A 25,262-nucleotide genomic window follows, 5' to 3' on the forward strand; every position below is an offset into this window, starting at 1 on the left:
AATTCTATGATTTGGCAAATCTTTAAATAACGTTCCTTGCTCTCACGCAAACCATTAGTAACTGGCAGCAAAAGCCCGATCCAGATCAGCAATCAGATCGTCCACATCCTCGAGTCCGACCGAAAAACGGAGCAAGCCATCCGTAATTCCGCGTTCATGCCGTACCTTCTCGCCCATGGCTGCATGCGACATCATTGCCGGATACGACAGGATGCTCTCCACGGCTCCGAGGCTGACCGCTACCAGCGGCAGCTTCACATGGTTCAGCACCTGCTTGGCGCGTTCGCCTGAGCCGACGTCAAAGGAGATGACCGCGCCATAACCGCTCGATTGCTTCTCATGGACCTCACGTCCCGGATGATTCAAGAGGCCAGGGTAGTACACTTGCTCAATGTCGCTTCTCCCTTGCAGCCAGGCCGCCAGCTTGGCTGCACTTTGCTCGGAGTGTGCCATACGTGTGCTGAGCGTTTTCATGCCGCGCATAAGGAGCCAGGAATCCTGGACCCCAAGCACCGTGCCCAAACCATTTTGCAGCTGCTTCAGTTGATCTCCCAGCTCCTGGGTTCTAGCTACCGCGAGACCTGCCAGCACATCGCTATGCCCGCCAAGGAATTTGGTCGCGCTATGGATGACGATATCCACGCCGAACTCAATCGGACGCTGGTAAAACGGCGTCATGAACGTATTATCCAGCAGGGTAAGCAGGCCATGCTCCTTCGCCCAATCCGTCACCGCACCAATGTCGGTAATTTTCAGGGTCGGGTTCGAAGGGGTTTCCATATAGACGGCTTTCGTATTCGGTTTGAGGGCGGCCTTCACCTGATCCAGATCGGTCATGTCCACGAAGGTGCTCTCGATGCCCATACGGCTTAAAATGCTGGTAAGCAGGCGGTAGGTTCCGCCGTACACATCCTCCGTCACGATCATGTGATCCCCCGAACTGAGCAGCATGAACGAGCTGGAGATCGCTGCCATTCCGGAAGCATAAGCAAAACCGCGTACGCCTCCCTCCAAGAGGGCGATATAATCCTCCAGCGCCTGCCTCGTCGGATTGCCGGAACGGCTGTAATCGTGTTGCGGCGGGTTAAAGATGTCTTCATGATGAAACGTCGAGGCTTGATAGATCGGAACGCTTGAGGCACCGGTTGCCCGGTCGATTTCCCCGCCGAAATGCAATAGTTTCGTCTCGAAACGGAGTTCTTCTTCGTGTCCCCGTTTAGCAGATAACTGCTTGGTTTGCGTTTCCAAGCCGGATGGACCTTTATCGATGCTCATTCTCCCGTGCTCCCTTCCAATTCAGCCATGGCTGCGTTCAGTGCAGCATCCAAATCCGCGATCAGGTCATCCGCATGCTCGATGCCGACCGAGAACCGGAGCAAGCGGTCATCCACGCCGATCGCTTCCCGAATCTCAAGCGGGATGTCCGCATGGGTCTGGACGGCAGGGTATGTCATCAGGGACTCGACGCCCCCCAGGCTTTCTGCGAACGCAATCAGCTTAATGTGCCGCAACACGGGCTCCACATAGCGGGCGTCCTTCACCTTGAAGGAGAAGATGCCCGTGTTGCCGCTGGATTGACGATTCTGGATGTCATGTCCCGGATGGTCCGGCAGGGCAGGATAATACACCTCGCCGATCGCCGGGTGAGTTGTCAAAAACGTTGCCACTGCGGTTGCATTCGTCTCGTGCCGATCCATGCGCAGCGCAAGCGTCTTCATTCCTCTCATCAGCTGATAGGAATCCGTCGGGCTTAAAACCGCGCCGATGGAGTTATGAAGGAAAGCCATCTCCTCCGATAGTTCCTTGCCCTTCGTTACGATGATCCCCGCCAGCACATCGTTGTGTCCTCCCAAATACTTGGTGGCGCTATGTATAACGATATCCGCCCCGAGCTCGATGGGTCTTTGGAAATACGGAGTAAGCAGCGTATTATCCACAATGCTGATCAGTTGATGGTGCCTTGCCCATGTACAGACGGCTTCGATATCCGTAATCATCATCAGCGGATTGGTCGGCGTTTCGATAAATACAGCCTTCGTGTTGGGCCTTCTTGCCCCTTCCAGCGCATCCAGGTCATTCGTATCCACGTACGTAGCCGTAACGCCGAACTTGGACATAATCCGCTCCAGCAGCCTATACGTGCCACCATACAGATCCAGCGATACAATCAGATGGTCCCCTTGACCGAACAAAGCAAAAATCGTCTGAAGGGCAGCCATGCCCGAGCTGCAAGCAAAGCCGGCATCGCCGGATTCCAGCTCGGCGCAGGCGTCCTCCAGTACCGACCGGGTCGGATTTTTCGTACGGGCGTAGTCAAACCCCGTGCTCTGGCCTAATTTGGGATGGCGGTATGCGGTAGCCTGATAAATCGGAAAATTCACGGCTCCGGTTACCGGTTCTTGCACCGAGCCGATCTGTGCCAGCCGGCTCTCTATATTCAAAGGTTTCTTCTCCATCACAAACTCTCCTCCCGTATACGGCTATATTTGCGGACCAATATCGTATGGCGTTTCCTGATATACATAGTAATTGAGCCAATTAGTAAATAATAAGTTTGCATGCGCCCGCCATATGGACGGAGGCGTCCTTGTGGGATCATTATTCGGGTAATAGTTGCGCGGCAGTTCGATGTCCATGCCCTTGGCAACGTCCCGGTCATACTCCCACTTCAGAGAGTCCGCATCATACTCGGAATGCCCTGTGGCAAAAATCTGCTTTCCATCCCGGCTTGATACCAAATAAATGCCTGCTTCCTCGGACTCGGACAGGATGACCAAATCGTCAATGCCTGTAATGTCTTCGCGCCGAACTTCCGTATGACGGGAATGCGGAACAAAGAACATTTCGTCAAATCCGCGGAGCAGCTTGGTACATGTTTCATTGATCGTATGTGGAAATACGCCGAAGCATTTTTCCTCAAGGCTGTATTTCGGCACGCCGTAATGATAATAAAGTCCGGCTTGCGATGCCCAGCAGATATGGAGCGTGGAGGTCACATGCGTCTTGGTCCATTCAAAAATTTCAGTAAGCTCATCCCAGTAATTCACTTCTTCAAACTCCAACTGCTCGACCGGAGCTCCTGTAATGATCATGCCGTCAAAACGACGGTTCTTCACTTCTTCAAAGGTTTTGTAAAATGATTTCAGATGCTCAGCCGACGTATTCTTCGAAACGTGCGAACTCGGGTGAAGAAGGACAACATCCACCTGGAGCGGGGAGTTACCGATCAATCGCAGCAGCTGGGTCTCCGTCGTTTCCTTGGTTGGCATCAGGTTCAGAATAGCGATCCGCAATGGGCGGATATCCTGATGAAATGCGTGACTCTCATCCATGACAAAAATGTTTTCTCCAGCCAGAACTTCCTTTGCCGGCAAGGCATCCGGAATTTTAATCGGCATCGTGGCTCACTCCTTCGAAATATGAAATGATACATCCATAAAAAAGCTGTGAGAAAGAGCGTTAGACTGTATAAACGCAAGAAGACCTTTCTCAAAGTAGAGAAAGGTCATCATATACGTATCACAATGCGCCTCTCTCATCTGTCAGACTATACAACGGCTTCAAAGAAGCGTCGTATCTCCTGCAAGAATTAGCACCGTGCGATGTTGCCGCCGGTTGCCGGGTTTCATAGGGCTAGTCCCTCCACCTGCTCTTGATAAGATTTCGCTTTATTCAGTTGTCTTAAATTGTTCGTAATTGATACTTACTTTAAATCATTCCCAATTTTTCGTCAAGAACCTTTTCATAAAGTCCGTCACACTTCACCGAAGGTTTCCATACCCTGTACCATGGCCCTTGGCTGCACCGGATTTCAACTTGAAAGGTCCTACACCCGGCGTTATACTAGACAAGTGCTGTTTAAAACCGAGTATGAAAGAGGTGACATGGAAGATGGACGGTGACCCGAGCCAGAAACTGGATGCACAAGACGCACAACCGCATAGGATTAAGATCAGCTTACCGGCAGAGGGCGGCGTTATTTTTCATGCGCTTTTTATCGTATTCTAACCTTCCTTGATTATGCCCGTATACCGGTGGGCTGATATCCTGTGCCTTTACTGCTTAACCAAGCAGCTTGTATTTGACAAAGGAGTGATATCAGATGAAAATCCGGTTGGTCGATTCGGGCGTATTTACCCCTATTGATGACATCGAAATGACGCTGACACCTCCGGCCAGCGGCTTCTACTGGCTGGATGCGGACGTGGATGATTTAGCCGAACTGCAGCCCCTCTTCTCCCTGCATGATCTTGCGGTTGAGGATTGCCTCAGCGAAGAGGAGCAGCGTCCCAAAATTGAAATATACGAGAACCACTATTTTATCGTCGTGAACAGCATCCGGTTTGACGACGAAGAGATTTTCCTTCGGGCATTGAATGTTTTCCTGGGCAGACATTTTATTATTACGGTGACCAAGCAAAAGATCCACGAGCTTCGCACCGTTAAACCGCTTCTCTGGGAGGATGAAGTCAGCACGCCTGACCGCTTCCTCTATCTCTTGATCGACCTTGTGACGGACAACTATTTCTCCGTCGGGGACCGCATCGAGGCGCGGATTGAAAAGCTGGAGGAAGACATTCTGATGCATACCAAAAAATCCCACCTCAGCGAGATCATCGGTCTGCGAAGCGAGATTCTTTGGTTGAAAAAGGTGCTTGGACCGCAGAAGGAAGTTATCAATACGCTGAACAAAAAAGATCTCCGGCTGATCGATGACCAGCTGCAAAAATATTTCAGCGATATCTATGAAAATGCCGTGAAAATTTCCGAAACCTTCGAGACCTACCGGGATCTCATGGGGAACCTTCGAGAGGCTTACCAATCCAGTATCGCTAATCGGGCCAATGAAATCATGCGCGTGTTTACCGCCATTACAACGATCTTCATTCCACTGACGCTGATTACGGGCATTTACGGCATGAACTTTGACAATATGCCTGAGCTTCACTGGGAATATTCTTATTATGTAGTTATAGGCGTCATGATTTCTGCCGGTGCTCTCATGTTTTATCTGTTCCGTAAGAAAGACTGGATATAAAAATACCGACAGAATCAGGACGGAACTCCTTACCACTAAGGAATCCGTCCTGATTTCGTTCGTGCGGTTTAGCCTGCGTTCGCTTTACCAGGTTCTTCTCGCCGGAAGCGAATCCGTATCAGGCGCAGCCGCTCATACAGCTTCTCCGTTCCGCCAATCTCTTCTACCTCTCCATTGTGGGCTTGTCCTTCTCCATATACCCGTTGTAATACGGGTTTAAGAAATGTATCGCCCAGCTCCTCAAAAGCCTTCCATACCGTCGCCTGCTCTGTAGCCGTCATCGTATTCAGCTCAACCTCCAGCAGCTGCTCCGTATCATAACCTTCCTTCTCAAGACCTTCCAATTCCTCAACCAAATCTCGACGAGTTAACGAAGTGCGTTCTTCCAGCTCGGTCAGCGAAGCTCCCTCGGCTATGCCAAGCAGCATCGTACGGCGAATTCGGAAGCGGTCCAGCTCTTGCTTGTATCGCTGCTCCTTCTGCTTATACAGCCAGGACAAGAACACCTCTTCCTGCAGCTGCTTATCAACCCAATCCAGTGGAAAGGTTGTGGTTCGCTCGATTTTCGTCGTGATCTCCAGCCACTCCGCCCCATGCTCTGAAGACTTGCTGATCCCGATTCCCGGAAGCTGCAGCAGCTCTTCCTCATTCTGGGGGATGAAGGCGCTAATCATGCGCAGCACCCGATTGCTGGCAATGAAATAAGGTGCTTTTCTTCCGGAGGCCGCCTTTCTTCTGCGCCAGGCACACAGCTCCGTGTACAGCTCCTCCGAGCCATACAGCTCACTGTAGCACTGCAGCTTCTGCACACCAAGATTCTTTCCTCCAGTCTCTCCCGGTTCATGGAAGACCCCCTCCACAAGCGGCCGGAACCCCTCTCCAAGCTTCTTCGCTAATTGATGTCGGTACACGCATAATAACTCATTCCACGAACTTCCTTCATACCACTCATCATCGGATACTTCGCCGTCCGGTTCCATGTTCCGCCAACCGAGCCGCCATCCTCCCTCTTCCTCACCGATCCAGACTTGAGCAGAACGGAGGTGACCTGACTCATCCGCTCCGCTCATCTGATTCATGAATACAATTTGCATCCCTCGAATACCTCCCGTTTACGCATTCAGCACAACGATGGAACAACGCAAAAAAGCACCTCTCCTCCGCCGCAGCGACAAAGAAAGGTGCTTCCCGTTCCATACGTTATACTGTTGAATTCATAATACCATAATCTGTAATAGAATGAAACCCATTTTTGCTCACTCTATATAAGAATAGAAGTTAAGCTTGAACGCTCTTGGCCTCATTTACTGCCAGCTTGGCCAACGCCAATGCACCGCAGAGACCCGCATTATCGCCGAGCATCGGCGGAACGATGAATTGATCAATCCCGTCATGAAGGCTTGGATGCTGTACATATCCGGCAAGCAGCTCCTGAAGCTTCGTGCGGATCAGCGGGAACAGCTGCTCCTGCTTCATAACGCCTCCGCCCATCACGATTCGCTGAGGGGACAGAATGAGGACATAATTCATCAGCGCTTGTGCCAGATAATAAGCCTCCATCTCCCAAGCCGGATGATCCGGCGTCAATTCCACACCGGGAACTCCCCAACGTTTGCCAAGAGACGGTCCGGCTGCAAGCCCCTCCAGACAGTCTGCATGATAAGGACAGGTCCCTTCATATTGGTCTTCCGGATGGCGGCGCACATAAATATGCCCCATCTCCGGATGAGACAATCCGTGGATCAATTCACCAGCTACCACGGCGCCTGCTCCTACTCCCGTTCCGATGGTGATATACAGACAGCTATCCAGTCCCTGGGCAGCGCCCCATGTATATTCTCCAAGAGCTGCTCCGTTTACATCGGTATCAAACCCAATCGGAACATTAAAACGCTCTTCCAAAGCTTTGACAATATTGTAATTGCTCCAATGCGGCTTCGGTGTCGTTGTAATGCAGCCATAAGTCGGGCTGCCCTTCACCGGATCAATCGGCCCGAAAGAACCGACTCCGATCGACTCTATATCCTTATCAGCAAAAAAGTTAAAGACATTTGCCATGGTTTCTTCAGGGGTTGTTGTCGGGAAGCTCACTCGCTCCACAACCGTACCATCCTCCTTACCCACGCCGCAAACGAACTTGGTTCCTCCTGCTTCAATTGCTCCAAGTAAACTCATGCTTCTTCCATCCTCTCCACGATGTGCTGTGCCTTGTTCTCTATATAGTTGCTAACAAGCTCTATTCGAAGCATATGTAAACATTGTGCTCCCGTCAAGTCTGCCCGCCTCTTTCTCTGCTTCTGCCCGTTCCTGACGCGGCCAGTAACAGCCATGAGAACAAAATAATGACCGCCGTCCACGCCCACGCCAGCCCGCTTTCGCCATTGCTTACCGCAACGTAAATCGCCGTGGGCAGCGTTTGCGTAACGCCCGGTATATTGCCTGCAACCATCCAGGTTGCCCCAAATTCCCCTAAACCTCTGGCAAAGGCCAGTATGAACGCCGAAATTCCCGCCCTGCGAACAAGCGGCAGCGTAATCCAGCGAAGGACCTGCCATTCACCGGCGCCAGCCGATCGCGCCGAATCCTCAAGCTCCGGGTCCACGGACTCAAAGCCCACCCGCATGCTCTGATACACAAGCGGAAACGAGACCACAATAGCCGCTATGACCGCGGCTCCCCAACTAAAAATGATGGGTCTGGCAAACAGCCATTCAGCAGCTGAACCTATCCAGCTGTTTCTGCCCAGCATGACAAGCAGAAGAAAGCCAACCACCGTAGGCGGAAGCACGAGCGGAAGCATCAGCAGCGTTTCTACCGCCGTCTTGCCGACAAACGAGCGCCGGGACATCCAGCGCGCTGCTGCTGATCCCAGTATAAATGCTATGATGCTGGACAGCAGTGATGTTTTTATCGACAACCATACCGGCATCCAGAACATTTCGGTCGTGGTCACGGCGACGCCTCCGCTACCTCAAATCCAGCCTCCGCGAAGATATCCCTGATCTCGGGCTTCCGCATAAATTCAAGAAGCGCCTCAGCCTCCTGCGGATGCTTGGCATTACCGGGAACCGCTGCAGGATATTCGATTGGTTGGTGCTTGTCCGGATCGACCTCAAGCGCAAGCATTGCCTTGGTGGAACTCTTCAGATCGGTTTTGTACACAAAACCGGCGTCCGCATTCCCCGACTCTACATAAGCCAGAACCTGCGTCACGTCCTTGGCATACACCGCCTTGGATTCCACATCATCCCAAAGGCCTTCATTCTGAAGAGCCTCCTTGGCATATTCTCCGGCCGGTACCGTATCCGGCTGCCCGATAGCCAGAACGCGCATCTCGGGTTTTAATAGATCCCGTAATTGCTTTACGTTCTGTTTGCCGACAGGCTCAATCAGCACCAATGCATTTCGAAACATCAACTGAACCGCATCGGATTGCACGATCCCCTTCTCGACCAATCGATCCATCGGCTCCGTTGCCGCGGATATAAACAAGTCTACGGGGGCCCCTTGCTCAAGCTGTTGTCCAAGAGAGCCCGAACCGCCGAAATTATAACGCAGCGTAACATTCGGAAACTCCGCTTCAAATCGTCGTCCGGTCTCTTCCAGACTGGATTTGAGGCTTGCTGCTGCCGAAACCATAACTTCCACCTTCTTCTCGGCCCCCGAGGGCTGTTTAGAGGTATCGGTTGAAGGAGTCTGGTCGGAGGCGCATGCCGATACAAGAAGCAGCAATGCCCCGAGCAGTAATCCGGTCAAGATTGATTTTCTTCCGAAATTAAACCGTCTCCGCATGACTAGGAAACCACCGCCACCCCAAAAAGATGACCGAGGCTCTTCATCTCAAGCTCCTCCAGTTTGGTTAATGCACGTTCGTGATCCACGCTTAAGCGGCACAGATCCAATTCGCACTCCATGGGAACCTCGCAATGGATTTCGGCCAAAGCCCGGGACAGATGCAGCATTTCCAGATCCGCCTCGATCTTGGTGCGGACCCCTTTGGTCAGTGAATCAAGATTCGCAAGAATGCCTTCCACCGATTCATACTCCTGAATCAACTTGACTGCCGTTTTCTCGCCAATCCCGCGAACGCCCGGATAATTATCGCTCGTATCTCCCATCAGGCCTTTCACATCGATAACCTGTCTTGGAGAAAGTCCTTTTTCCGCGTACAACGTTTCCGGGGTATAGTGCATATAATTGCCGTGTCCCTTTTTCATAATAATGACGGAAGTCGAATCGTTTACGAGCTGAAGCAGATCGTGGTCCCCCGACAGAATCTTTACATTCATGCTGTCCCCGTACCGTCTGGCCAGCGTGCCGATGCAATCATCGGCCTCATAGCCCACGACGCCCAGGTTCGGAATTCCCAGACATTCCGTCACATCGCGCACCAACGAAAACTGCGGAACCAGATCATCCGGGGCTTCCGGACGATTGCCTTTATACGACGCGAACTGCTCTGTTCGAAATGTTTTTGATCCCATATCCCAGCAGCACGCCACATGGGTAGGCTGAAATTTATCGATAGCATCCCACATATACCGCAGGAAGCCGTAAATCGCGTTGGTCGGCACTCCCGCTTTGGTTCGACGGATATAGCCGCTTGACGCGGTTGCATAATAAGCACGAAATAATAAAGCCATCCCGTCTACAAGCATTAAGGATGGTTGTTGATTGGGTATCACAGTCATGATCGCTCCTAACTTTAACTTCTCTGATATTACCTTAAATATACCTTGTCATTATACCATATCCCTATATAGACTTGGGCTTGTCATAAGGTATTTCTTTGAATTTCCTATCTTTGGCTGTCCATAAGAAAACGTTTATTCTATCGACCGCATTTAGCGGAAGCTTTTCTTACGAGGATGCTAAGCCTCGGATGTTTATACTTTCTTATCTCTTTAAACAAAAGAGCATCCCGGCGGTCGAAAGACCTTGGGATGCTCTACCTTCTTCAGCAGGAGAATGTGTACATGCCGGATCATCTTCTTCAACATCGGGGTGCATCAGCTCTTGTAACCAGCCTCTATTGAGCCTGTCGTCGCTTCCGCGAAAAATCCATTCTACTTCTGCCATGACTCCTGATATTGTTCCGCTTTAAAGCCGACGGTCACTTTACTGCCGTCCGTCACGATCGGACGCTTAATTAATCTCCCGTTGGACGACAACAGTTCAATTTTCTCTTCATCGGAGAGCCCAGGCAGCTTGTCCTTCAGATTCATTTCCTTGTAGACCTCGCCGCTCGTATTGAAAAATTTCTTAAGCTCCAGACCGCTCTTGTCGATAAGGTCGGCTAGTTCTTCCTTCTGTGGCGGTTGTTCAAAAATATTTTGAAGTTCCAGCTCATGTCCTTCGTTCTGCAGCCATTTGACCGCGTTGCGGCATGTCCCGCATTTCGGATATTGATATACTTTCAGTTTGCTCATTCGATACGTTCTCCTTCTTGTGTTGTTTTGAACCTACTTAAGTCGCCTCATCCGCGAGCATGTTTCTCAGTGCGTTCATATCCTCAGGAAGCGGGGCTGTGAATGTCATCGTGCTCCCCTCAATCGGGTGAATTAGCGTCAGGCTCGCTGCATGCAGCGCCTGCCGGCCCATAAAGTGGTCCAGCCTCATGATCGTTGCGGCTTCCAGGCCTGCTGGACCGGCAGCAAAGTCCGAATCCGCCCCGTCTGATCGTAACTCCCGATCGCTGTAAACCGGATACCTGTACATCTGATCTCCAATCAATGGACAACCGATGCTAAGCATATGCACCCGAATTTGATGGGTACGGCCCGTTTCCAGCTTTAATTCCACCAAGGATGCGTAAGGGTAGGTTTCGGATACCTTATACCGCGTTAGCGAAGGATATCCTTCGGGAGTTACGATGCGGCGGTGGGGCTCTAACGGGTCCCGATCAATCGGACCGTCAATATCGCCCGAGGGCAAAGCAGGCTTGCCATGAACAAATGCTACATACCTCTTGTCAACCGTGCCGGCTATCATTTGTTCGGAAACATGCTGGTGAATATATGCATTCTTCGCAATCACCAACACGCCGGAAGTCTCCTGGTCCAGCCTGTGAACCGCTCTGAACCGGTATTTCCAGCCCTTCTCCTGCCAATAGTGAACGACGCCGTTCGCCAGCGTGTCCGTATAATGCCCGTGCGTCGGATGGACAATGATCCCCGCCGGCTTGTTCAGGACAAGCAGATGTTCATCCTCGTACAGAATATGAAGGTTCATCGGCTGGGGCAGCATATCGTCCGATCGTTCCTGCTCCATCCGGATTTCGATCAGATCTCCGGCATGCACGTTAACGCTAATGTATACACGGGCCCCGTTCAGCATGATGCCCTGCTCAGTCAACTTGAGGCGCGACAGCAACTTACGGGATACCCCCATCCGTTTTTGCAAAATGGTCTTAAGTTGCATGCCGTCTTCCTGTGGGGACACGACATAACTGATAGGCGGATAATACAAACTCATGAATTACCGAAACACCTTTCCGCTTCGCTCATATTCGACATCCGGAATCCCGGCGTGCACATTGGCTGCCCGTGCAGTCACGAAGAAATAGTCGGACAAACGGTTCAAATAGCGGCGGACCTCCGGATTGATTTCCGTGGTTCGCTGCAGCGAAACGGTCAACCTCTCGGCGCGACGGCATACGGTCCGACATACATGAAGCAGCGAAGACAACGCGCTTCCGCCTGGCAAGATGAAACGCTCAAGCGGAGGGTTCTTCTCCTCGAAAGCATCCAGCCATACCTCCAGATTGTCCACAAGCTCGGCGCTTACCTTGAGTTTATCCTCTCGAGGTCTCGCATAGGCCAGATCCGAGCCGCAATCGAACAGTTCATGCTGGATTCGAACGAGCTGAAGATGCAGTTCCTCAAAGTCGGCTTCCTTGGCCAAAAACACGGCCTGACCGACAAAGCTGTTCAATTCGTCAATTGTGCCATACGCTTCTATGCGCGGGTCATCCTTGGGCACACGACCGCCAATAATTGAAGTTTCCCCTGCATCTCCCGTTCTTGTATATACCTTCATCACATTATCCTCCATTTCATCGTCCGATCCTTATTCATGAACACCATATATTTTAAGATTATAGAATTTATAGTTTCAGCGAAGCTGAGCAATTCTATAATCGCAAGAAAAACTTCCTTTAACCGCGGTCTGTCTTCTGAGAAAGTACGTCGATAGACGTTTTTCTTATTATGCTCCACTATAGCATAATTTCGGATCAGGGTCCCTCTGCGGCGGAATAAGCCCAGGCCCATCATGATTCCGGGACATTTTTTTTCATCAGAGGGAATCTTTAGACGCAAACAAGGCTGATCCGTAAGGCATCTAGCCCCAGGAACAGCCTTGTAATATTCAATCAGATCGTATTTTATAGTTTCTTTTTGGGATGGGCCTTCATATATTCGTTAATCTTCAAGTCCAGCAAGCTGCTGATCTCGATGACAATCTCCGACGTGAAGGACTGCTCTTCCAAAAAAATTTGTTCCATCTTTCGGCGAAGCATATGAATTTCGTCTTCCAAGGTAATTTCCTGAGGAGTGGATTTGGCTGATTTAATTGACCATTTACCGTGATTATTGTCTTCAGCCGTATAGTCACCACGGTAGTTTGACAATTCATAATCACAAAACACTGGTGATCCCTCCTTGGAAAGTAAAATTCTGCCCCCAAAATAAAATTATAACATATATTTTGCCAATGGAAAGTAATTTTTTTGTTAATTCAAGGAAAAAGTTCAACGATTTCCTTGCCTACTTTATTTTTTCCACAAAATTGCCCATTCTCTCCAAGGCCTCATTCAGTTGGGCAATGGATGTAGCATATGAGCAGCGAATGAATCCTTCCCCGCCAAGACCGAATGCGGTGCCCGGTACGGCAGCCACTTTCGCCTCGGTCAGCAAGCGCTGGGCAAATTCATCCGATCCGAGTCCCGTTCGCTTGATGCTTGGGAACGCGTAGAACGCTCCCTGTGGCTCGTGGCAATCCAAACCGATCTCGCGCAGCCCTTGAACCACGAGTCTGCGCCGCTGGTTATAGGATTCAACCATTCGGTCCTTTTCCCCCATGCCGTTACGCAATGCTTCGAGCGCGGCGACTTGCCCCATTGCGGGTGCACACATAACCGTATACTGGTGGATTTTCAGCATGGCGCCGATCAGATCCGAATGAGCACACACATACCCCATACGCCAACCTGTCATAGCAAATGCCTTCGAGAAGCCGCTCACCAGAATGGTGCGGTCCATCATGCCTGGCATCGAGGCAAAGCTGACGTGCTTGCCTTCATATGTGAGCTCAGCATAGATTTCATCGGAGATCACAATCAGATCGTGTTTTTCCACTACTTCCGCAATGGGCAGCCAATCCTCATAGGTCATGATCGCTCCTGTTGGATTGCTTGGGTAACACAGGATCAGGATCTTTGATTTGGGGGTGATTTGCGCTTCGAGCGCCTCGGCCGTCAGTTTGAAATGATGCTCTGCCGTCGTTTCAATACCAACGGGCACCCCGCCACCGATTGAAGCAATCGGCGAGTATGAAATGTAACACGGCTCGGGAATCAAAATTTCATCTCCGGGAACAATCAAGGCACGCAGCGCCAGATCAATCGCTTCACTGCCGCCTACGGTTACGATCATTTCATTGGCAGGATTATAGGTCACGTGGAAACTGTCGTTCAAATATTCCGCGATCGCCTCCCGCAGTTCCGGCATACCGGCATTGGACGTATATCCTGTAAACCCGCGCTCCAATGAATATACGCAGGCTTCTCGTACATGCCACGGCGTTACGAAATCAGGCTCACCGACACCAAGTGTGATAATATCTTTATTTCCACTGACGAGATCAAAAAACTTACGGATTCCAGAGGGTTGAATGTCCCTGACCCTGGGCGCCAAATAGGAGCTCATCGATTTCCTGTTATTTTCTGCAAGCTGCTGTTCGTTCACAATCATAGCACACGCTTCCTTTACGGCGAGATCAGGAGACGATTGTCTTCTTGACGTTCTTCAAAGATAATCCCGTCTTGTTTATATTTTTTCAAAATAAAATTCGTTTTGGTCGATAGTACAGAATCGATAGGTGACAGTTTCTCCGAAACAAAGTTGGCCACCTCACGCAAGTTTCCGCCTTCCACTTCAACAAGCAAGTCGTAGGCGCCAGACATAAGATAGACCGACTTCACCTGCGGGAATAAATAAATCCGTTCCGCAATTCCTTCAAAGCCTCTTCCGCGCTCAGGTGTAATTTGAACCTCGATCAGCGCCGTAACCTTCTCGTCTTCCACCTTGCCCCAGTTGACTACGGTCGCATACTTAACAATGACGTGATCTCGTTCAAGCTCAGCAATGGAGGTCTTTACTTCTTCCTCATCTACACCGAGTAGAGTAGAGAGCAGAGCCGGCGATCTTCTCGCGTCTTCTTTCAGCAGATCAAGCACCTTTAGTTTCAATTCGCTAAGCTCTTCCATATACGTATCCTCCAGCACTTATTCCGAATAACCGTTCTTATAGCATGATATATCGGAACAGAGATTAATACTTATATTACAATAACTTACACGGGATGTGCAAAAAAAAATACCGATGCATGCCGGCAGCAATGGCTGCGGGGGTCATCGGCTCATAGATTGAGTTAACCATGGGATCATTGGGTTACATTATTAGAAGCAGGCGCTACATTGGTGGCATGCGGCGCTACATTCGGGTGATGCGCGAACGCGCCCATGCCGGAAGTTTTTTGATTAATGGTTTCCCGAGTTTTTTGCAGCGACTGCTGCGCTTGCTTATGCTGCTTGTCCACATTGTATTTCAATGCATGCCGAGGCGCGGTATACATATTCTGCTGCTTCATCATATTAAAAAACTCGCCTTGCAGTCTCAGTGTATCCGCAGTCAAATCTGTAAACATTTGGCGCACCTCAGGGCAAGAGGCTTCCGTCGTGGCTGTCGTATACTCTCGAACGGCACGTTTCAGCTCTCCCAGAATAGGGCTAAGCATATCCTCTTCGGGCAGGTATGAAGATCCATTAGGGGTTACCATAAGTCGTTCCTCCTTAACAATTTTGCTTCCTGGTCTATACATCTCCTCTTATTGAGGCTGCGTCGGCGCGATATTGCTGTGAATTTGCAGAGCGTTAACCAAGGTGTCCAGATGCTGCTCATGGCGTTTTACGAATCCCAGCAGCGCCTGCTGGATGGCTGGATTCTGACTGGCTGCTGCTGTCGCGGCACAATGCTTGGCCAGCATGGTTTCGTTGGAGATGCAATCCGCAATATAGTCCAGTTCTTTTGAGGTCAGAGGCTGTAATTGCTGATTAGGTGTCATCTTTGTGTTTGTTCCCCTTTCCATTTAGGTTGCACAGGAGCTAGTATGCCACCTATATAAAAATCTATGTCGTGAGATGTCATTAAAAACGAAAGGAACGTCCAAACTAATAACGATGTGACAATGAGGGGTGAGGGACATTTTACTGACCGGCGGAATAACGCCCTGGAAATATTTAAACACTGAACCTGTAAAAAAATACCCCAGTCTATCAGAACAGCTCAGCTGTGATGTGCTCATAGTCGGCGGCGGTATAAGCGGCGCGCTGATGGCCTACGTGCTGACCATGCAAGGCGTGGACACCGTCCTACTGGAGAAAAAACGCGTGTGCGAAGGCAGCACATCCGCCAATTCGGGGCTGTTGCAATTTTCTAACGACTGCCCTCTATCTGATCTGATCCAACAATTTGGTGAACAACGGGCTTCCTCCTTCTACATGATGTGCAGACATGCGGTACGCCGGATCACCGAAATCGCAAATCATCTGTCCAGGGATTCCGGCCTGATCACGCGAAGCAGCCTCTACTATGCCAGTACCCCTCAAGATGTCGGCATGATTCGGCATGAGTATGACCTGCTCAAACGGAAGGGCTTCGATGTCGAATACTGGGGCCGCGAGCATGTGAAGGCTAACTTCCCGTTCTCAAAAGAAGCGGCCATCTATGCCCGCGGCGATGCCGAAGTCGATCCCTACCGTTTCGGGCATAATCTTCTCCAGGATGCCAGCGAGCATGGGCTGCGAGTTTACGAAAATAGCGAAGTCAAAGAAACACGGTATACCGATAGTGATGTCACCGTCTTAACCGATAAAGGAAGCGTTCTGGCCAAGAACATCATCTGGGCCACCGGGTATAGCACCCAGGAATGGAAGCCTGATTATCAAGCGGAGCTGCTCAACACCTATGCCATCCTGACGGAGCCGGTATCCGATCTGTCTTCATGGTATGAGCGCGCATTCATATGGGAAACAAATCGCCCTTATCTCTATTTCCGGACAACGCCGGATCAGCGAATCATAGCCGGGGGGCTGGATGAGCCGCTGCCTCCTTCTGGCAAACCAGAGGAGTACGCTGAACCAAGAAGCCGGAGATTGTTAAATGAAATTCATCAGTTGTTCCCCCATATGACGGATTTGAAGATCGCTTGCAGTTGGGCCGGCGTATTTGCCACAACCAAAGACGGCATCCCGCTGATCGGCAGGCACCCGAAATATCCGCACAGCTACTTTATCGAGGTGTATGGCGGAAACGGGACCGTATACAGCATGATCGCTGCGGATCTGCTGGGCGAGACGATAGCAGGACGTGAGCCCGAAGAACTGAAATGGTTCTCCCTGACACGGCCAATGGACCTTAAGACGTCATAAAATAATAGAAGGTATCTCCAAGCAGGCCATGCAACCTTGGAGATACCTTCTTTGCGTGTGTACGGATTGCGCTCTCACAGTCGTTCAGCAAACCGTTTGTTTAACTAGCGGAATTCTTTTGACCCGAGGGATGTCATTAGCTTTAGGTGACTTGACCTTTGGACGGGAACAGCTTACGTATAAACAGCCACGATCCGATAGGGGATGCCCCCAGGAACAACAGCAGCAACGTCACCGTTAACGTGTCCTGTCTAAATGACAGGACAAGAATGAACACAAGCAGGCCCGTAATTCGGCCTATGGTTAAACTGAGCTCCCGCAGCACGACCAGTTCCACCCGCTTCTCCACGTTTTCCTGATTTACTCCCATAAGATCAAAGCTGGCGGATATAGCCGGCATCATGTACAGCGGAATGAACAGCGACGTCCCGATTCCCAGCACCAGCAGCGTCGTATAGTTGACCGCAACCAGCAGCGGTAAAATGACCAGCAGCATCAATATGGAACCTACCAGCATGCCGGTTTTACGGAATTTGGGCTTGAACCACTTCCCGCAGGCCCAGTAGCTGACCAGCGAAACCGCCGAAGTAATCAATGCAAACTGCCCCAGCTTCGACTCCTGATCCGTTGCCACAAAAACAAGGAGCGTAATAAGGAAGGAAAATACACCTTCCCTGATTCCCTGAACGGCCAAGCCGAATACCGCGTATTTCCATACGCCGCCCTCCTTGAGCCGGCTCAACCCCTCCAGCCAATGATAGCCGCTTTGGACCGGCCTTTTTCGCAGAAAAAAGCTCAGCACCACCGTCACGGCGAAGATGACCATCGATACGGTAAAAATAAAACGATAGCCTTGATCCCCACGCATCATCGTGATGATCCAGCCCGCCAGCCACGGACCGATAATCCCCGTGATGGAGCCCAGGAGTCCGATCCAGCCATTAAACCAGTCCCGATTCTCCGCGCTCGAAACCTCAAAATAGACCACATTAAAGGCTAACCAGAATAATCCTAATGACACGCCGAACAGCAAGCCGAGCGGCCAAATATAATGGACGGCGTCCCGCCCTGCCCACAGAACGCATAAATAAAACAGGCCGGACACCGCAATTCCCAGGCGAAGCGCATTCATTTTGTTATGCTCCTTCACCCATTTGCCGGCGGCCCAGAACGTCAAGCCCAATGCCACCTGCTGAGCAATCGTGAACCAACCGAGCATCGTATAATCCTGGCGGCTTTTCCATAGGTATACGTTGAGGAACGTACCCGACAATGCACTCGATAAGATAAACAACCCATGAACGGATAACAGAAGTATAGCCTGGGGGTCCTTTGTCAACTTCATATACAGTTCCTCCCTCGCCCTCACACTTGAAGTCCAAGGTATTTTACCCCTCTCATCCCCACTTCATGAACAAAAAAAAGGAAACCGCCGATAGCTGTTTCCTTAAGTTCGCACGGATCGGCACACAGCGCCTTTCCGTAAACGCTATTCCTTTTTATGGATAAAGCTCTTGATCATCCGAAGCCGGTCATTCTCTGCCAGATTATACTGTACATGGAAGCATCCAGGGCACACATATACGTTCAAATCATATGGCGGCTGAAGGATAGGGCCTTGAATCAAAGCTGCGTTAACCGGCTGGAAGCCTTCCCCGCTCACGTGCTGCGTTCCGGCATGAAGCATATACTCCCGGCAATGCAAGCACTCGGGAACTTCCTCTTGCTGGTCCAGAATCCCCTCTACGGTCTCCTCAAATGCAAATAGGTCGTGATCCTCCCCGTACTTATCCACGGTTCGAAGCGAGGACAGCGATTCCTGGTCGGATCCCCAAATACGTTGAAGATCAACCACTTCCTCATCGGAAGCCTCATAATCCTCTTCATATTCCTCCGGATCGTCTTGTGTTTCCTCGTCATCCAATGCGATATTCAATGTGCGGTAGCCTTTCAGCTCGTTCGCACAATGAGGACAAGTATCTTCGGGACCTATCTCTTCATCCCACACAATCTCACTTTGGCACCATGGGCAAACCGTCGGTTCCATCGATCATTCATCCCTTTCTTATTCAAACGGCCATGGATGGCCCTGTTCACTTTATTTTTATTGAGACATCAAGTATACAATACCCGCCACAAAAAAAATCAAGGCAGCCGCAAACAATATCCGCGGTAAATATTTCATCGTCCTTTTCCTCCCGAAGCCCTTAAATGATGCTCGCTCCAATAATGTAAGATAAAGATACGGTGATAAGAAGTACGATCAAGCCCACTGCTCGATTATCCTTGCTAATCTCTTCATCGACCGAAAACACAGGCGTCAAGAACTCAAGCAACCAATAAGCCAATAAAAGCAGTATAAACCCGAAGAACGACCATTTAATCATGCCATAAATGGACGTATTGGCCGTTATGCTGTACCGCATCACGTTACAGATGCCAAAGATCTTCCCGCCGGTCGCCATGGCCGCGGCAACATTTCCTTTGCGTATTTCATCCCAGCAATTGTACTTGGTAACCAATTCAAAGCAATACAAGTAAACAATAAGTGCAAGTATCGCAACCGAGAAATAGCCTACGAGCACCCCGAGTGGATGGGTCAGCAAATGATCAATCGCTTCCGTCATTACCTTATTTCCTCCCTGATATAAACGGGATGCGGCACCTTTCGCATCCCGTCGTTCTAAACCTTATGATGATATGTTATACGATTGAAGGAGAAAACGGTTCCTGATTTCTTACTTTCCTTACTTCAGCTCGGCAATGGTGACGCCATTGCCGCCTTCGCCGTAATTACCTAAACGATGACTCTTAACATGCTTGTGCTTGCGCAAATAATCCTGAATTCCGGTTCGCAAGATCCCGGTGCCTTTGCCATGAATGATGTAAATCTGACCCAAGTTCCCCAGAAATGCCTCATCAATGAACCGATCCACCTCAATCAGCGCTTCTTCCAGATTTGCGCCTCTTAAATCCAGCTCATTCCGGATGTTGGTATCGCGAGTCCGTTTCAAGACAGTCGCATGCTGTTTCGGCGCCTGTTTAGCGTTTGCTGCCGGATTCGACAGCAGCTCCAAATCATCCAGCGATACCTTCATCTTCATGATACCGAGCTGAACAACCGCCTCCTTCGAGCCGGCCATTTCCACGACATGCCCTTTCTGATTCAGGCTGTATACCCGAACCTCGTCTCCAGGCTCAATGCTACGCTGCTGCTTCGCAGTACGCTGGCCAGCCGTCTTCTTGCCTTGCTGCGGTTCGGCATCATCCAAACGCTTTCTGGCAGCAATCAGCTTATGCTCCTTAACGGAAGCCCCTTCTTCTTGGGCAATCTTACGCAGATCCGCGATGATTTCCTCGGCCTCATTCCGAGCCTTGTCCACGATCTGTCTCGCCTCTGCACGAGCTTTATCAACCAGCTTGTCCTTCTGCTCTTCCAGCTTCTGAAGCTCATGCTGGTGACGAAGACGCAGGTCCTCCATTTCCTTCCGAACCTGCTCCGCCTTCTCACGCTCTACTTCCGCGGTGTGACGGTTCTCTTCGAGGGATGCAATCATATGCTCCACCCGTTGATCCTCTTCCTTAACTTCGCCACGGGCAAATTCCAGAATGGATACCGGCAATCCCAAACGTTCTGCAATGGCAAACGCATTACTGCGTCCAGGTACGCCTACCAGCAGCCGGTAGGTCGGGCTTAGGGTATTGATATCGAACTCCATGCTGGCGTTGATCACGCCTTTGCGTTCATATGCATAAGCCTTCAATTCAGAATAGTGCGTCGTCGCAATCATGCGGCAGCCCATGCGGTGGATATGCTCCAGGATGGAAATCGCCAGGGCTGAACCCTCCGCAGGGTCGGTTCCTGCTCCAACCTCATCAAGCAGCACCAGACTCTTCGGCGTCATCTGGCTTAATATTCGGATGATGTTCGTCATATGGCTGGAGAAGGTACTGAGGCTCTGCTCAATGCTTTGCTCATCACCAATGTCCGCGTAAATTGCATCAAACACGCACATCTGGCTGCCTTCTTCGGCTGGAATAAAGAGTCCTGACATCGCCATCAGGTTTAATAACCCGATCGTTTTGAGCGTAACCGTCTTACCGCCGGTATTCGGACCCGTGACGATGATGGATGTATAGGAATTGCCCAATTCCACATCAAGCGGCACAACCTGATCCGCTGGAATCAGCGGATGTCGGCCTTTACGCAGCTTAATATAGCCTCTGTCATTCATTCTTGGCAGTGAAGCCTTCATGACATGGGCCAAACGAGCCTTGGCAAAAATAAAGTCGAGCTGGCCGATCAGATCCAAGTCAAGTGACAGCAGCTCAGCCTGTTCGCCGACCTGGGCGGTCAGCTTCTGCAAAATCACTTCGATCTCCCGCTCTTCCCGCATTCGCGTCTCGCGCAGCTTGTTGTTCATGGCTACGATGGATTCCGGCTCAATAAACAGCGTCGCGCCTGACCCGGACTGGTCGTGCACGATACCGCCAAAATGCGAGCGATATTCCGCTTTAACGGGGATGACAAAACGGTCGCCGCGTATCGTAATTAACTGGTCCTGCAGCATCTTCGCCACGGATTGCGATCGAATCATGGACTCCAGTTTCTCGCGAATGCGAACTTCTCCGCCCCTCAGCTCCCGCCGGATCTGGGAAAGCTCAGCGCTTGCGGAGTCAAGGACCTCAGCAGCATCATCAATACACAGCCGAATGGCGTCTTCTAGGGGCTTTTGCTCCGAAATAAGATCACTCAGATTATAGAGGATCTCAATCTTCTCGTCCTCATGAATCGCCGCAATAAACCGCTTGATTCGGCGTGATCCATGAATCGTATTCGATGTAGCCAGCAATTCATGGGGACTGAGCGTCCCTCCGATTCTGGCCCGCTTCAAAGCATCATTGATATCGGTAATCCCGCGGAAAGACGGATTGCCCTTGAGCCTGTCTACGGTGTAGGCCTGATCGGTAGCCGCAAGCAGATCCTTTACAGCCTCCAGGTCGGTTTCAGGCATTAACTTTTCAGCTCTTGCACTTCCCATAGAGGTTTGCGTGTATTGTATTAATGTATTTAAAATTTTCCGGTATTCTAAAGTTTGCAAAATCTTGTCATTCAAGAAGTTCACAACTCCTCTCAATCAATGCATATATTATATCGAAAGTGATGGGAATTCGCCAAGGAATCCAAAATCCTTCCACACATAACCGACGGTCCTATTGAACAAAATAAATTCTGCGTAACATTCCAGTCTTATTCTAAGGAGGCAGGTACCATGCAATTTCTCGGGCACGTTGTTCGATTTATCGTTGCCGCGCTCGTTCTTATGGTTGTCGGATGGATTGTCCCCCAATTCACCGTCGGCGGATTCGGAAGCGCCCTGTTGCTTGCACTCGTTATCGCCCTGATTGGTTGGGCTATTGAGGGCATCTTCGGCAAAAAAGTCACGCCTTTTGGACGTGGCATCGTGGGCTTCCTAGTGAGCGCACTCGTGATTTACCTTGCCCAATTCATCGTTGGAGGCGTTAGCGTCTCCGTATTGGGCGCCTTGCTTGCTGCATTGGTCATCGGGATCATCGATCTGTTCATTCCGATTTCCACCCCTTTTGAAGCAGGCAAAACCCGCAAATAGAAGCACCCCGCTTCAGTTAGAGGATTCCTCTGGAACCCTCTAACTGAACGAACCGATCGGCAGCTGCATTACTCCACATTAACCCTCTGTTGCAATTTGCGCAGGGGGTTTTCATTTTGGGTAAAGCTCCATTCTTTTATTTCCATCTTCCCCTATATTATAAAGGAAATCCATATCATCGTTTGAAACCGTTCACGTTCACCAATTTTTCATAACACATATGTGCATCCACTCTTTTTCTGCGCTATCATAAAGATTGGAAATTATATTTCACAATTATTTCATAGTCAGGAGAGGTTATAGTGAAAAAAGGCATAGCTTTACTTGTTTCATGTATGCTCCTTTTTGTATTGGCTGCCTGCGGCGGAGACCAGAAAGAGTCCCAAGGAGGTTCCGGGATCTCGGATACTGGCGTAGCACCGGAAGCTGAACTCGTCATTAAGGGCACCAATTTTCAATTCGACCAAGAGGAATATCGTCTCAAGAAAGGGGTGCCCGTCAAGATCACTTACGAGAACGAAGACGGCAACCACGGCGTTATGATTCCTGCACTTGGCCTGCAGCTGGACCGTAAAAACAACTCCACTGTCGTTACGCCGGATGAGGCGGGAGAATTCGAAGTTTCGTGTTCCATTATGTGTGGAGCGGGTCACAGCAAAATGATCTCCAAACTTATCGTCGAAGAATAGTAGACCTGCTCACGAAAATAAACCTCCGGATCGCCAGAGTATCCTCTGTCTAATCCGGAGGTTTTTTCAGGTTCAATTCTTCGCCATGGCCTAACGCTGATCCTGCTCAATCAACTCGATCCACTCATTATATTCAACTTGGAGCTTCGCATACTCTTCCTTCAGCTTACGGTGTTCTTCTTCAAGCTGCGCAGATTGCTCCGCCTTCAATTCCTGTTCTGCCTGGAGCAGACGATACTGGTGCATAACCAGCTCATACTGTTCACCTAAATCGGAATACTGCTGCGCCGCTTCATTCTTCTCGTCTTCCAGACGCTCACAGGCTTGGCGTGCGGATGCGATTTCCTGCTGCCAGGTCTGGAGCTCTTCTTCGAGAGCAAGCTTGGTTCGTTTCCACTCATCGCGCTCGGCGGCCAGCTTCTCGCTGTCCTTGGCAAGCTGCTCCCGTTCCGCCATCCATTGCTGGTATTGCTCCTGCCACTGAACGGCGCGTTCCTCCGAATCTCTCAGCTGCTCGGCGAGTTCACGTGCGCGCTGTTCACTGGCAGCTGCCTTCTTGCGAAGCTCATCCAGCTGATTCGACACCGTATCGTATTCTTCTTCCAGCATGGCGTACAGTTTGCTGGTCTCTTCCTCTCGGGTTCCCGCTTCCTTCGTGAGCTTCTCCAATTCTTCATGGCGAAGCTGCAGTTCCTTCAATTCCTCTTGGGCACTTCGGCGCTCGGACATGCTCCGGTCAGCTTCGTCCTTCATGACCTGGATTTCATCCTGAAGTCCCTTCATTCCTTCTTCCAGGCTCTCGTTCGCTTCCATAAGCTCGACAATTCGCATCTCCAGCTCGCCGGTTTCCTCTTTGCGCTGATCAGCCAGCGTACGCCAGGATTGAAGCTCGCTGCTTAGACGCTGCAGCTCTTCCTGCTGCTTGCGGGAGGTCTGATTCGCATCCACCACAAGTTTCTGCAGACGACGGCGCTCTTCCTCCGACTTGGCGGATTCCTGCTTCAGTCCTTCGAGCTCCTTCGTCAGCCCCTCCACCTTCGTACGGAAGGAACGCAATTCCTGCGAAGAGGCTTCGGCTTGCTGCCTGGACGATTGGAGCGCTTCCTTCAGCTTGTCCGATTCCGCTTTTACAATACCCAGTTCCTTCTCCGCGGACGACAAACGTGATTGGAGCTGACCACCACGCGTTCGCTGCTCGGCAAGCTGCTTCTCCAGATCCTGGACGGTCCTCGTATGCTTTTGTTCCAGATCCTGCACGTTTTTCGCATACTTCTGCTCCAGATCCTGCACGGTCTTCGAGTGCTGCTGCTCCTTCAGGAGCGCCTCTTGTTTATAGGTACTCTCCTGTTTCTTCAATTGTTCAGCCAGCTTCTCTTCGGCCTGCTTCGCAGAAGTCCGTTGACTCTGTTCCAGCTTCTCGATGGCCTGCTTATGAGTGAGCGTCAGCTGCGAAATTTGCCCTTCATAGCGGCGCTTCATATCTTCAATAGACTGCTTATGGCCGCTCTCCAGCTTCTCACGCTGCTCCTTAAGACGCACCTCAAGCTGCTGCTTCTCCTTCAGCAGTTCCGCCACGCGGTCCGATTCCTTCTGGAGCAATTCCTTCGTACGCTCTGACTCCGCGGTTAGATTCTCCTTGGACTTCCTGTATTCCTCAGCCAGCGTTGTCTGCTCCGCCAGCTTGCCCTCGAGCTGCTCCAGTTGCTGACGATGTCTCTCCTGCTGCTCGATTTGAAGTCCTTGCACCTTGGCAAGCTCCGTGCGCAGTTCATTCCGCTCGGCCGTCATCTGCTTGGCCTCATTCTGAAACTCCAGCTTCTGCAAAGCTTCTTCAGCCATATGTACTGCAGCTAGGACGGCAATGCGCGGGGTATCCAATCGAGAGTGCGCCTTGGATATGGTACGCATGCGGTCATCTACATAATTCGCTACCTGTCTGGTATAATCACTGCTACTGCCAACGAGTTTATAGGAAGTTCCGTAGATGTCTACGGTAACGCTTTTACGGTCCGATGTAGTCAAAATTGTGCCCTCCTTCTATTATGTGTAGATTCTATGATGTCTGAAATGGTCTATTCTCTACATTCATTATATATGAGATAACATCTGTAGACGAACCTCAAGAAAACAGACCGAAGTTTGGTATATGATAACACAGTTTTGTGCTTATAATTATGTACCCTGCGGGCGTCCTG

26 protein-coding genes and 1 riboswitch are annotated in these 25,262 nt (G+C 50.6%); of the genes, 4 read left to right on the plus strand and 22 right to left on the minus strand.

All coding sequences use genetic code 11. The features are described from left to right. Positions 1-54: 54 nt before the first annotated feature. The 3 genes from AC0VZ8_RS26945 to metA are packed head-to-tail and all read right to left on the minus strand — an operon-like array spanning position 55 to position 3,398. Complete coding sequence (locus AC0VZ8_RS26945; RefSeq protein ID WP_475485017.1) at positions 55-1,275, minus strand: aminotransferase class I/II-fold pyridoxal phosphate-dependent enzyme; 1,221 nt, start codon at positions 1,273-1,275, stop codon at positions 55-57. Further along, positions 1,272-2,456, minus strand: coding sequence for a PLP-dependent transferase (locus tag AC0VZ8_RS26950; protein WP_475485018.1), 1,185 nt, complete (start codon positions 2,454-2,456; stop codon positions 1,272-1,274). The genes AC0VZ8_RS26945 and AC0VZ8_RS26950 overlap by 4 nt, the downstream gene beginning before the upstream one ends. A gap of 24 nt (positions 2,457-2,480) precedes the next feature. Beyond that, positions 2,481-3,398 carry a homoserine O-acetyltransferase MetA gene (gene metA / locus AC0VZ8_RS26955; RefSeq protein ID WP_071222710.1) on the minus strand — a complete coding sequence of 306 codons (918 nt, stop codon included), beginning with the start codon at positions 3,396-3,398 and terminating at the stop codon, positions 2,481-2,483. 134 nt (positions 3,399-3,532) lie between these two features. Then, a riboswitch (SAM riboswitch) is annotated at positions 3,533-3,662 on the minus strand. 440 nt (positions 3,663-4,102) lie between these two features. Between metA and corA the strand changes: the two genes are divergently transcribed. Then, positions 4,103-5,038 (plus strand): magnesium/cobalt transporter CorA, encoded by a 936-nt coding sequence (gene corA / locus AC0VZ8_RS26960; protein WP_071222708.1) that lies wholly within the window; start codon positions 4,103-4,105, stop codon positions 5,036-5,038. A 68-nt stretch (positions 5,039-5,106) separates the two neighbouring features. Here the strand turns inward: corA and AC0VZ8_RS26965 are convergent, their stop codons facing one another. The 14 genes from AC0VZ8_RS26965 to AC0VZ8_RS27030 all read right to left on the minus strand — a co-directional run bounded on the left by AC0VZ8_RS26965 (position 5,107) and on the right by AC0VZ8_RS27030 (position 15,382). Beyond that, positions 5,107-6,132: an HRDC domain-containing protein gene (locus tag AC0VZ8_RS26965; protein WP_475485019.1), complete on the minus strand. Its 1,026-nt coding sequence runs from the start codon at positions 6,130-6,132 to the stop codon at positions 5,107-5,109. Positions 6,133-6,316: 184 nt separating this feature from the next. Continuing rightward, positions 6,317-7,213 carry an ROK family protein gene (locus tag AC0VZ8_RS26970; RefSeq protein WP_475485020.1) on the minus strand — a complete coding sequence of 299 codons (897 nt, stop codon included), beginning with the start codon at positions 7,211-7,213 and terminating at the stop codon, positions 6,317-6,319. Positions 7,214-7,307: 94 nt separating this feature from the next. Further along, on the minus strand, positions 7,308-7,991 hold the full coding sequence (gene modB, locus AC0VZ8_RS26975; protein ID WP_260068152.1) for a molybdate ABC transporter permease subunit: 684 nt from the start codon (positions 7,989-7,991) through the stop codon (positions 7,308-7,310). Continuing rightward, positions 7,988-8,794 carry a molybdate ABC transporter substrate-binding protein gene (gene modA, locus AC0VZ8_RS26980; protein ID WP_475485021.1) on the minus strand — a complete coding sequence of 269 codons (807 nt, stop codon included), beginning with the start codon at positions 8,792-8,794 and terminating at the stop codon, positions 7,988-7,990. The genes modB and modA overlap by 4 nt, the downstream gene beginning before the upstream one ends. 38 nt (positions 8,795-8,832) lie before the next feature. Next, on the minus strand, positions 8,833-9,729 hold the full coding sequence (locus AC0VZ8_RS26985; protein WP_201259430.1) for a 5'-3' exonuclease: 897 nt from the start codon (positions 9,727-9,729) through the stop codon (positions 8,833-8,835). A 205-nt stretch (positions 9,730-9,934) separates the two neighbouring features. Further along, complete coding sequence (locus AC0VZ8_RS26990; RefSeq protein WP_475485022.1) at positions 9,935-10,117, minus strand: hypothetical protein; 183 nt, start codon at positions 10,115-10,117, stop codon at positions 9,935-9,937. Then, positions 10,105-10,467, minus strand: coding sequence for an arsenate reductase family protein (locus tag AC0VZ8_RS26995; RefSeq protein ID WP_475485023.1), 363 nt, complete (start codon positions 10,465-10,467; stop codon positions 10,105-10,107). Before AC0VZ8_RS26995 ends, AC0VZ8_RS26990 begins: the two co-directional genes overlap by 13 nt. A 37-nt stretch (positions 10,468-10,504) precedes the next feature. Further along, positions 10,505-11,512 (minus strand): RluA family pseudouridine synthase, encoded by a 1,008-nt coding sequence (locus AC0VZ8_RS27000; RefSeq protein WP_475485024.1) that lies wholly within the window; start codon positions 11,510-11,512, stop codon positions 10,505-10,507. Between the two features lie 3 nt (positions 11,513-11,515). Further along, on the minus strand, positions 11,516-12,076 hold the full coding sequence (locus tag AC0VZ8_RS27005) for a cob(I)yrinic acid a,c-diamide adenosyltransferase (RefSeq protein ID WP_071222697.1): 561 nt from the start codon (positions 12,074-12,076) through the stop codon (positions 11,516-11,518). Positions 12,077-12,422: 346 nt separating this feature from the next. Next, positions 12,423-12,686 (minus strand): aspartyl-phosphate phosphatase Spo0E family protein, encoded by a 264-nt coding sequence (locus tag AC0VZ8_RS27010; RefSeq protein ID WP_009590300.1) that lies wholly within the window; start codon positions 12,684-12,686, stop codon positions 12,423-12,425. A 118-nt stretch (positions 12,687-12,804) separates the two neighbouring features. After that, positions 12,805-14,010 (minus strand): aminotransferase class I/II-fold pyridoxal phosphate-dependent enzyme, encoded by a 1,206-nt coding sequence (locus AC0VZ8_RS27015; protein WP_071222694.1) that lies wholly within the window; start codon positions 14,008-14,010, stop codon positions 12,805-12,807. 14 nt (positions 14,011-14,024) lie between these two features. Further along, complete coding sequence (locus AC0VZ8_RS27020) at positions 14,025-14,525, minus strand: Lrp/AsnC family transcriptional regulator (RefSeq protein ID WP_071222693.1); 501 nt, start codon at positions 14,523-14,525, stop codon at positions 14,025-14,027. A 176-nt stretch (positions 14,526-14,701) separates the two neighbouring features. Beyond that, a complete protein-coding gene (locus tag AC0VZ8_RS27025) occupies positions 14,702-15,097 on the minus strand; it encodes a spore coat protein (RefSeq protein WP_475485025.1) in 396 nt (131 codons plus the stop codon). Positions 15,098-15,145: 48 nt separating this feature from the next. Continuing rightward, positions 15,146-15,382 carry a hypothetical protein gene (locus AC0VZ8_RS27030; RefSeq protein WP_071222691.1) on the minus strand — a complete coding sequence of 79 codons (237 nt, stop codon included), beginning with the start codon at positions 15,380-15,382 and terminating at the stop codon, positions 15,146-15,148. Positions 15,383-15,512: 130 nt separating this feature from the next. Between AC0VZ8_RS27030 and AC0VZ8_RS27035 the strand changes: the two genes are divergently transcribed. Then, a complete protein-coding gene (locus AC0VZ8_RS27035) occupies positions 15,513-16,748 on the plus strand; it encodes an NAD(P)/FAD-dependent oxidoreductase (protein WP_475485026.1) in 1,236 nt (411 codons plus the stop codon). Positions 16,749-16,890: 142 nt separating this feature from the next. Here AC0VZ8_RS27035 and AC0VZ8_RS27040 read toward each other — a convergent pair whose 3' ends face one another. The 4 genes from AC0VZ8_RS27040 to AC0VZ8_RS27055 all read right to left on the minus strand — a co-directional run bounded on the left by AC0VZ8_RS27040 (position 16,891) and on the right by AC0VZ8_RS27055 (position 21,865). Next, complete coding sequence (locus tag AC0VZ8_RS27040) at positions 16,891-18,093, minus strand: MFS transporter (protein ID WP_071222690.1); 1,203 nt, start codon at positions 18,091-18,093, stop codon at positions 16,891-16,893. 144 nt (positions 18,094-18,237) lie between these two features. Further along, the gene (locus AC0VZ8_RS27045; protein WP_475485027.1) at positions 18,238-18,795 is read right to left on the minus strand and encodes a hypothetical protein; all 558 of its coding nucleotides are present in this window, start codon (positions 18,793-18,795) and stop codon (positions 18,238-18,240) included. A 160-nt stretch (positions 18,796-18,955) separates the two neighbouring features. Continuing rightward, the gene (locus tag AC0VZ8_RS27050) at positions 18,956-19,375 is read right to left on the minus strand and encodes a DUF350 domain-containing protein (protein WP_071222688.1); all 420 of its coding nucleotides are present in this window, start codon (positions 19,373-19,375) and stop codon (positions 18,956-18,958) included. Between the two features lie 120 nt (positions 19,376-19,495). Next, complete coding sequence (locus AC0VZ8_RS27055; RefSeq protein ID WP_071222687.1) at positions 19,496-21,865, minus strand: endonuclease MutS2; 2,370 nt, start codon at positions 21,863-21,865, stop codon at positions 19,496-19,498. Positions 21,866-22,021: 156 nt separating this feature from the next. Here AC0VZ8_RS27055 and AC0VZ8_RS27060 point away from each other — a divergent pair, with 156 nt between their 5' ends. Both AC0VZ8_RS27060 and AC0VZ8_RS27065 read left to right on the plus strand, forming a co-directional pair. Beyond that, the gene (locus AC0VZ8_RS27060; protein ID WP_071222686.1) at positions 22,022-22,378 is read left to right on the plus strand and encodes a phage holin family protein; all 357 of its coding nucleotides are present in this window, start codon (positions 22,022-22,024) and stop codon (positions 22,376-22,378) included. A gap of 302 nt (positions 22,379-22,680) precedes the next feature. Further along, the gene (locus AC0VZ8_RS27065; RefSeq protein ID WP_216530609.1) at positions 22,681-23,067 is read left to right on the plus strand and encodes a cupredoxin domain-containing protein; all 387 of its coding nucleotides are present in this window, start codon (positions 22,681-22,683) and stop codon (positions 23,065-23,067) included. A gap of 90 nt (positions 23,068-23,157) precedes the next feature. Here the strand turns inward: AC0VZ8_RS27065 and AC0VZ8_RS27070 are convergent, their stop codons facing one another. Then, positions 23,158-25,089: a hypothetical protein gene (locus AC0VZ8_RS27070; protein WP_475485028.1), complete on the minus strand. Its 1,932-nt coding sequence runs from the start codon at positions 25,087-25,089 to the stop codon at positions 23,158-23,160. Positions 25,090-25,262: the final 173 nt, after the last annotated feature.

This window comes from Paenibacillus sp. QJM3NY_38 (genome assembly GCF_056173265.1).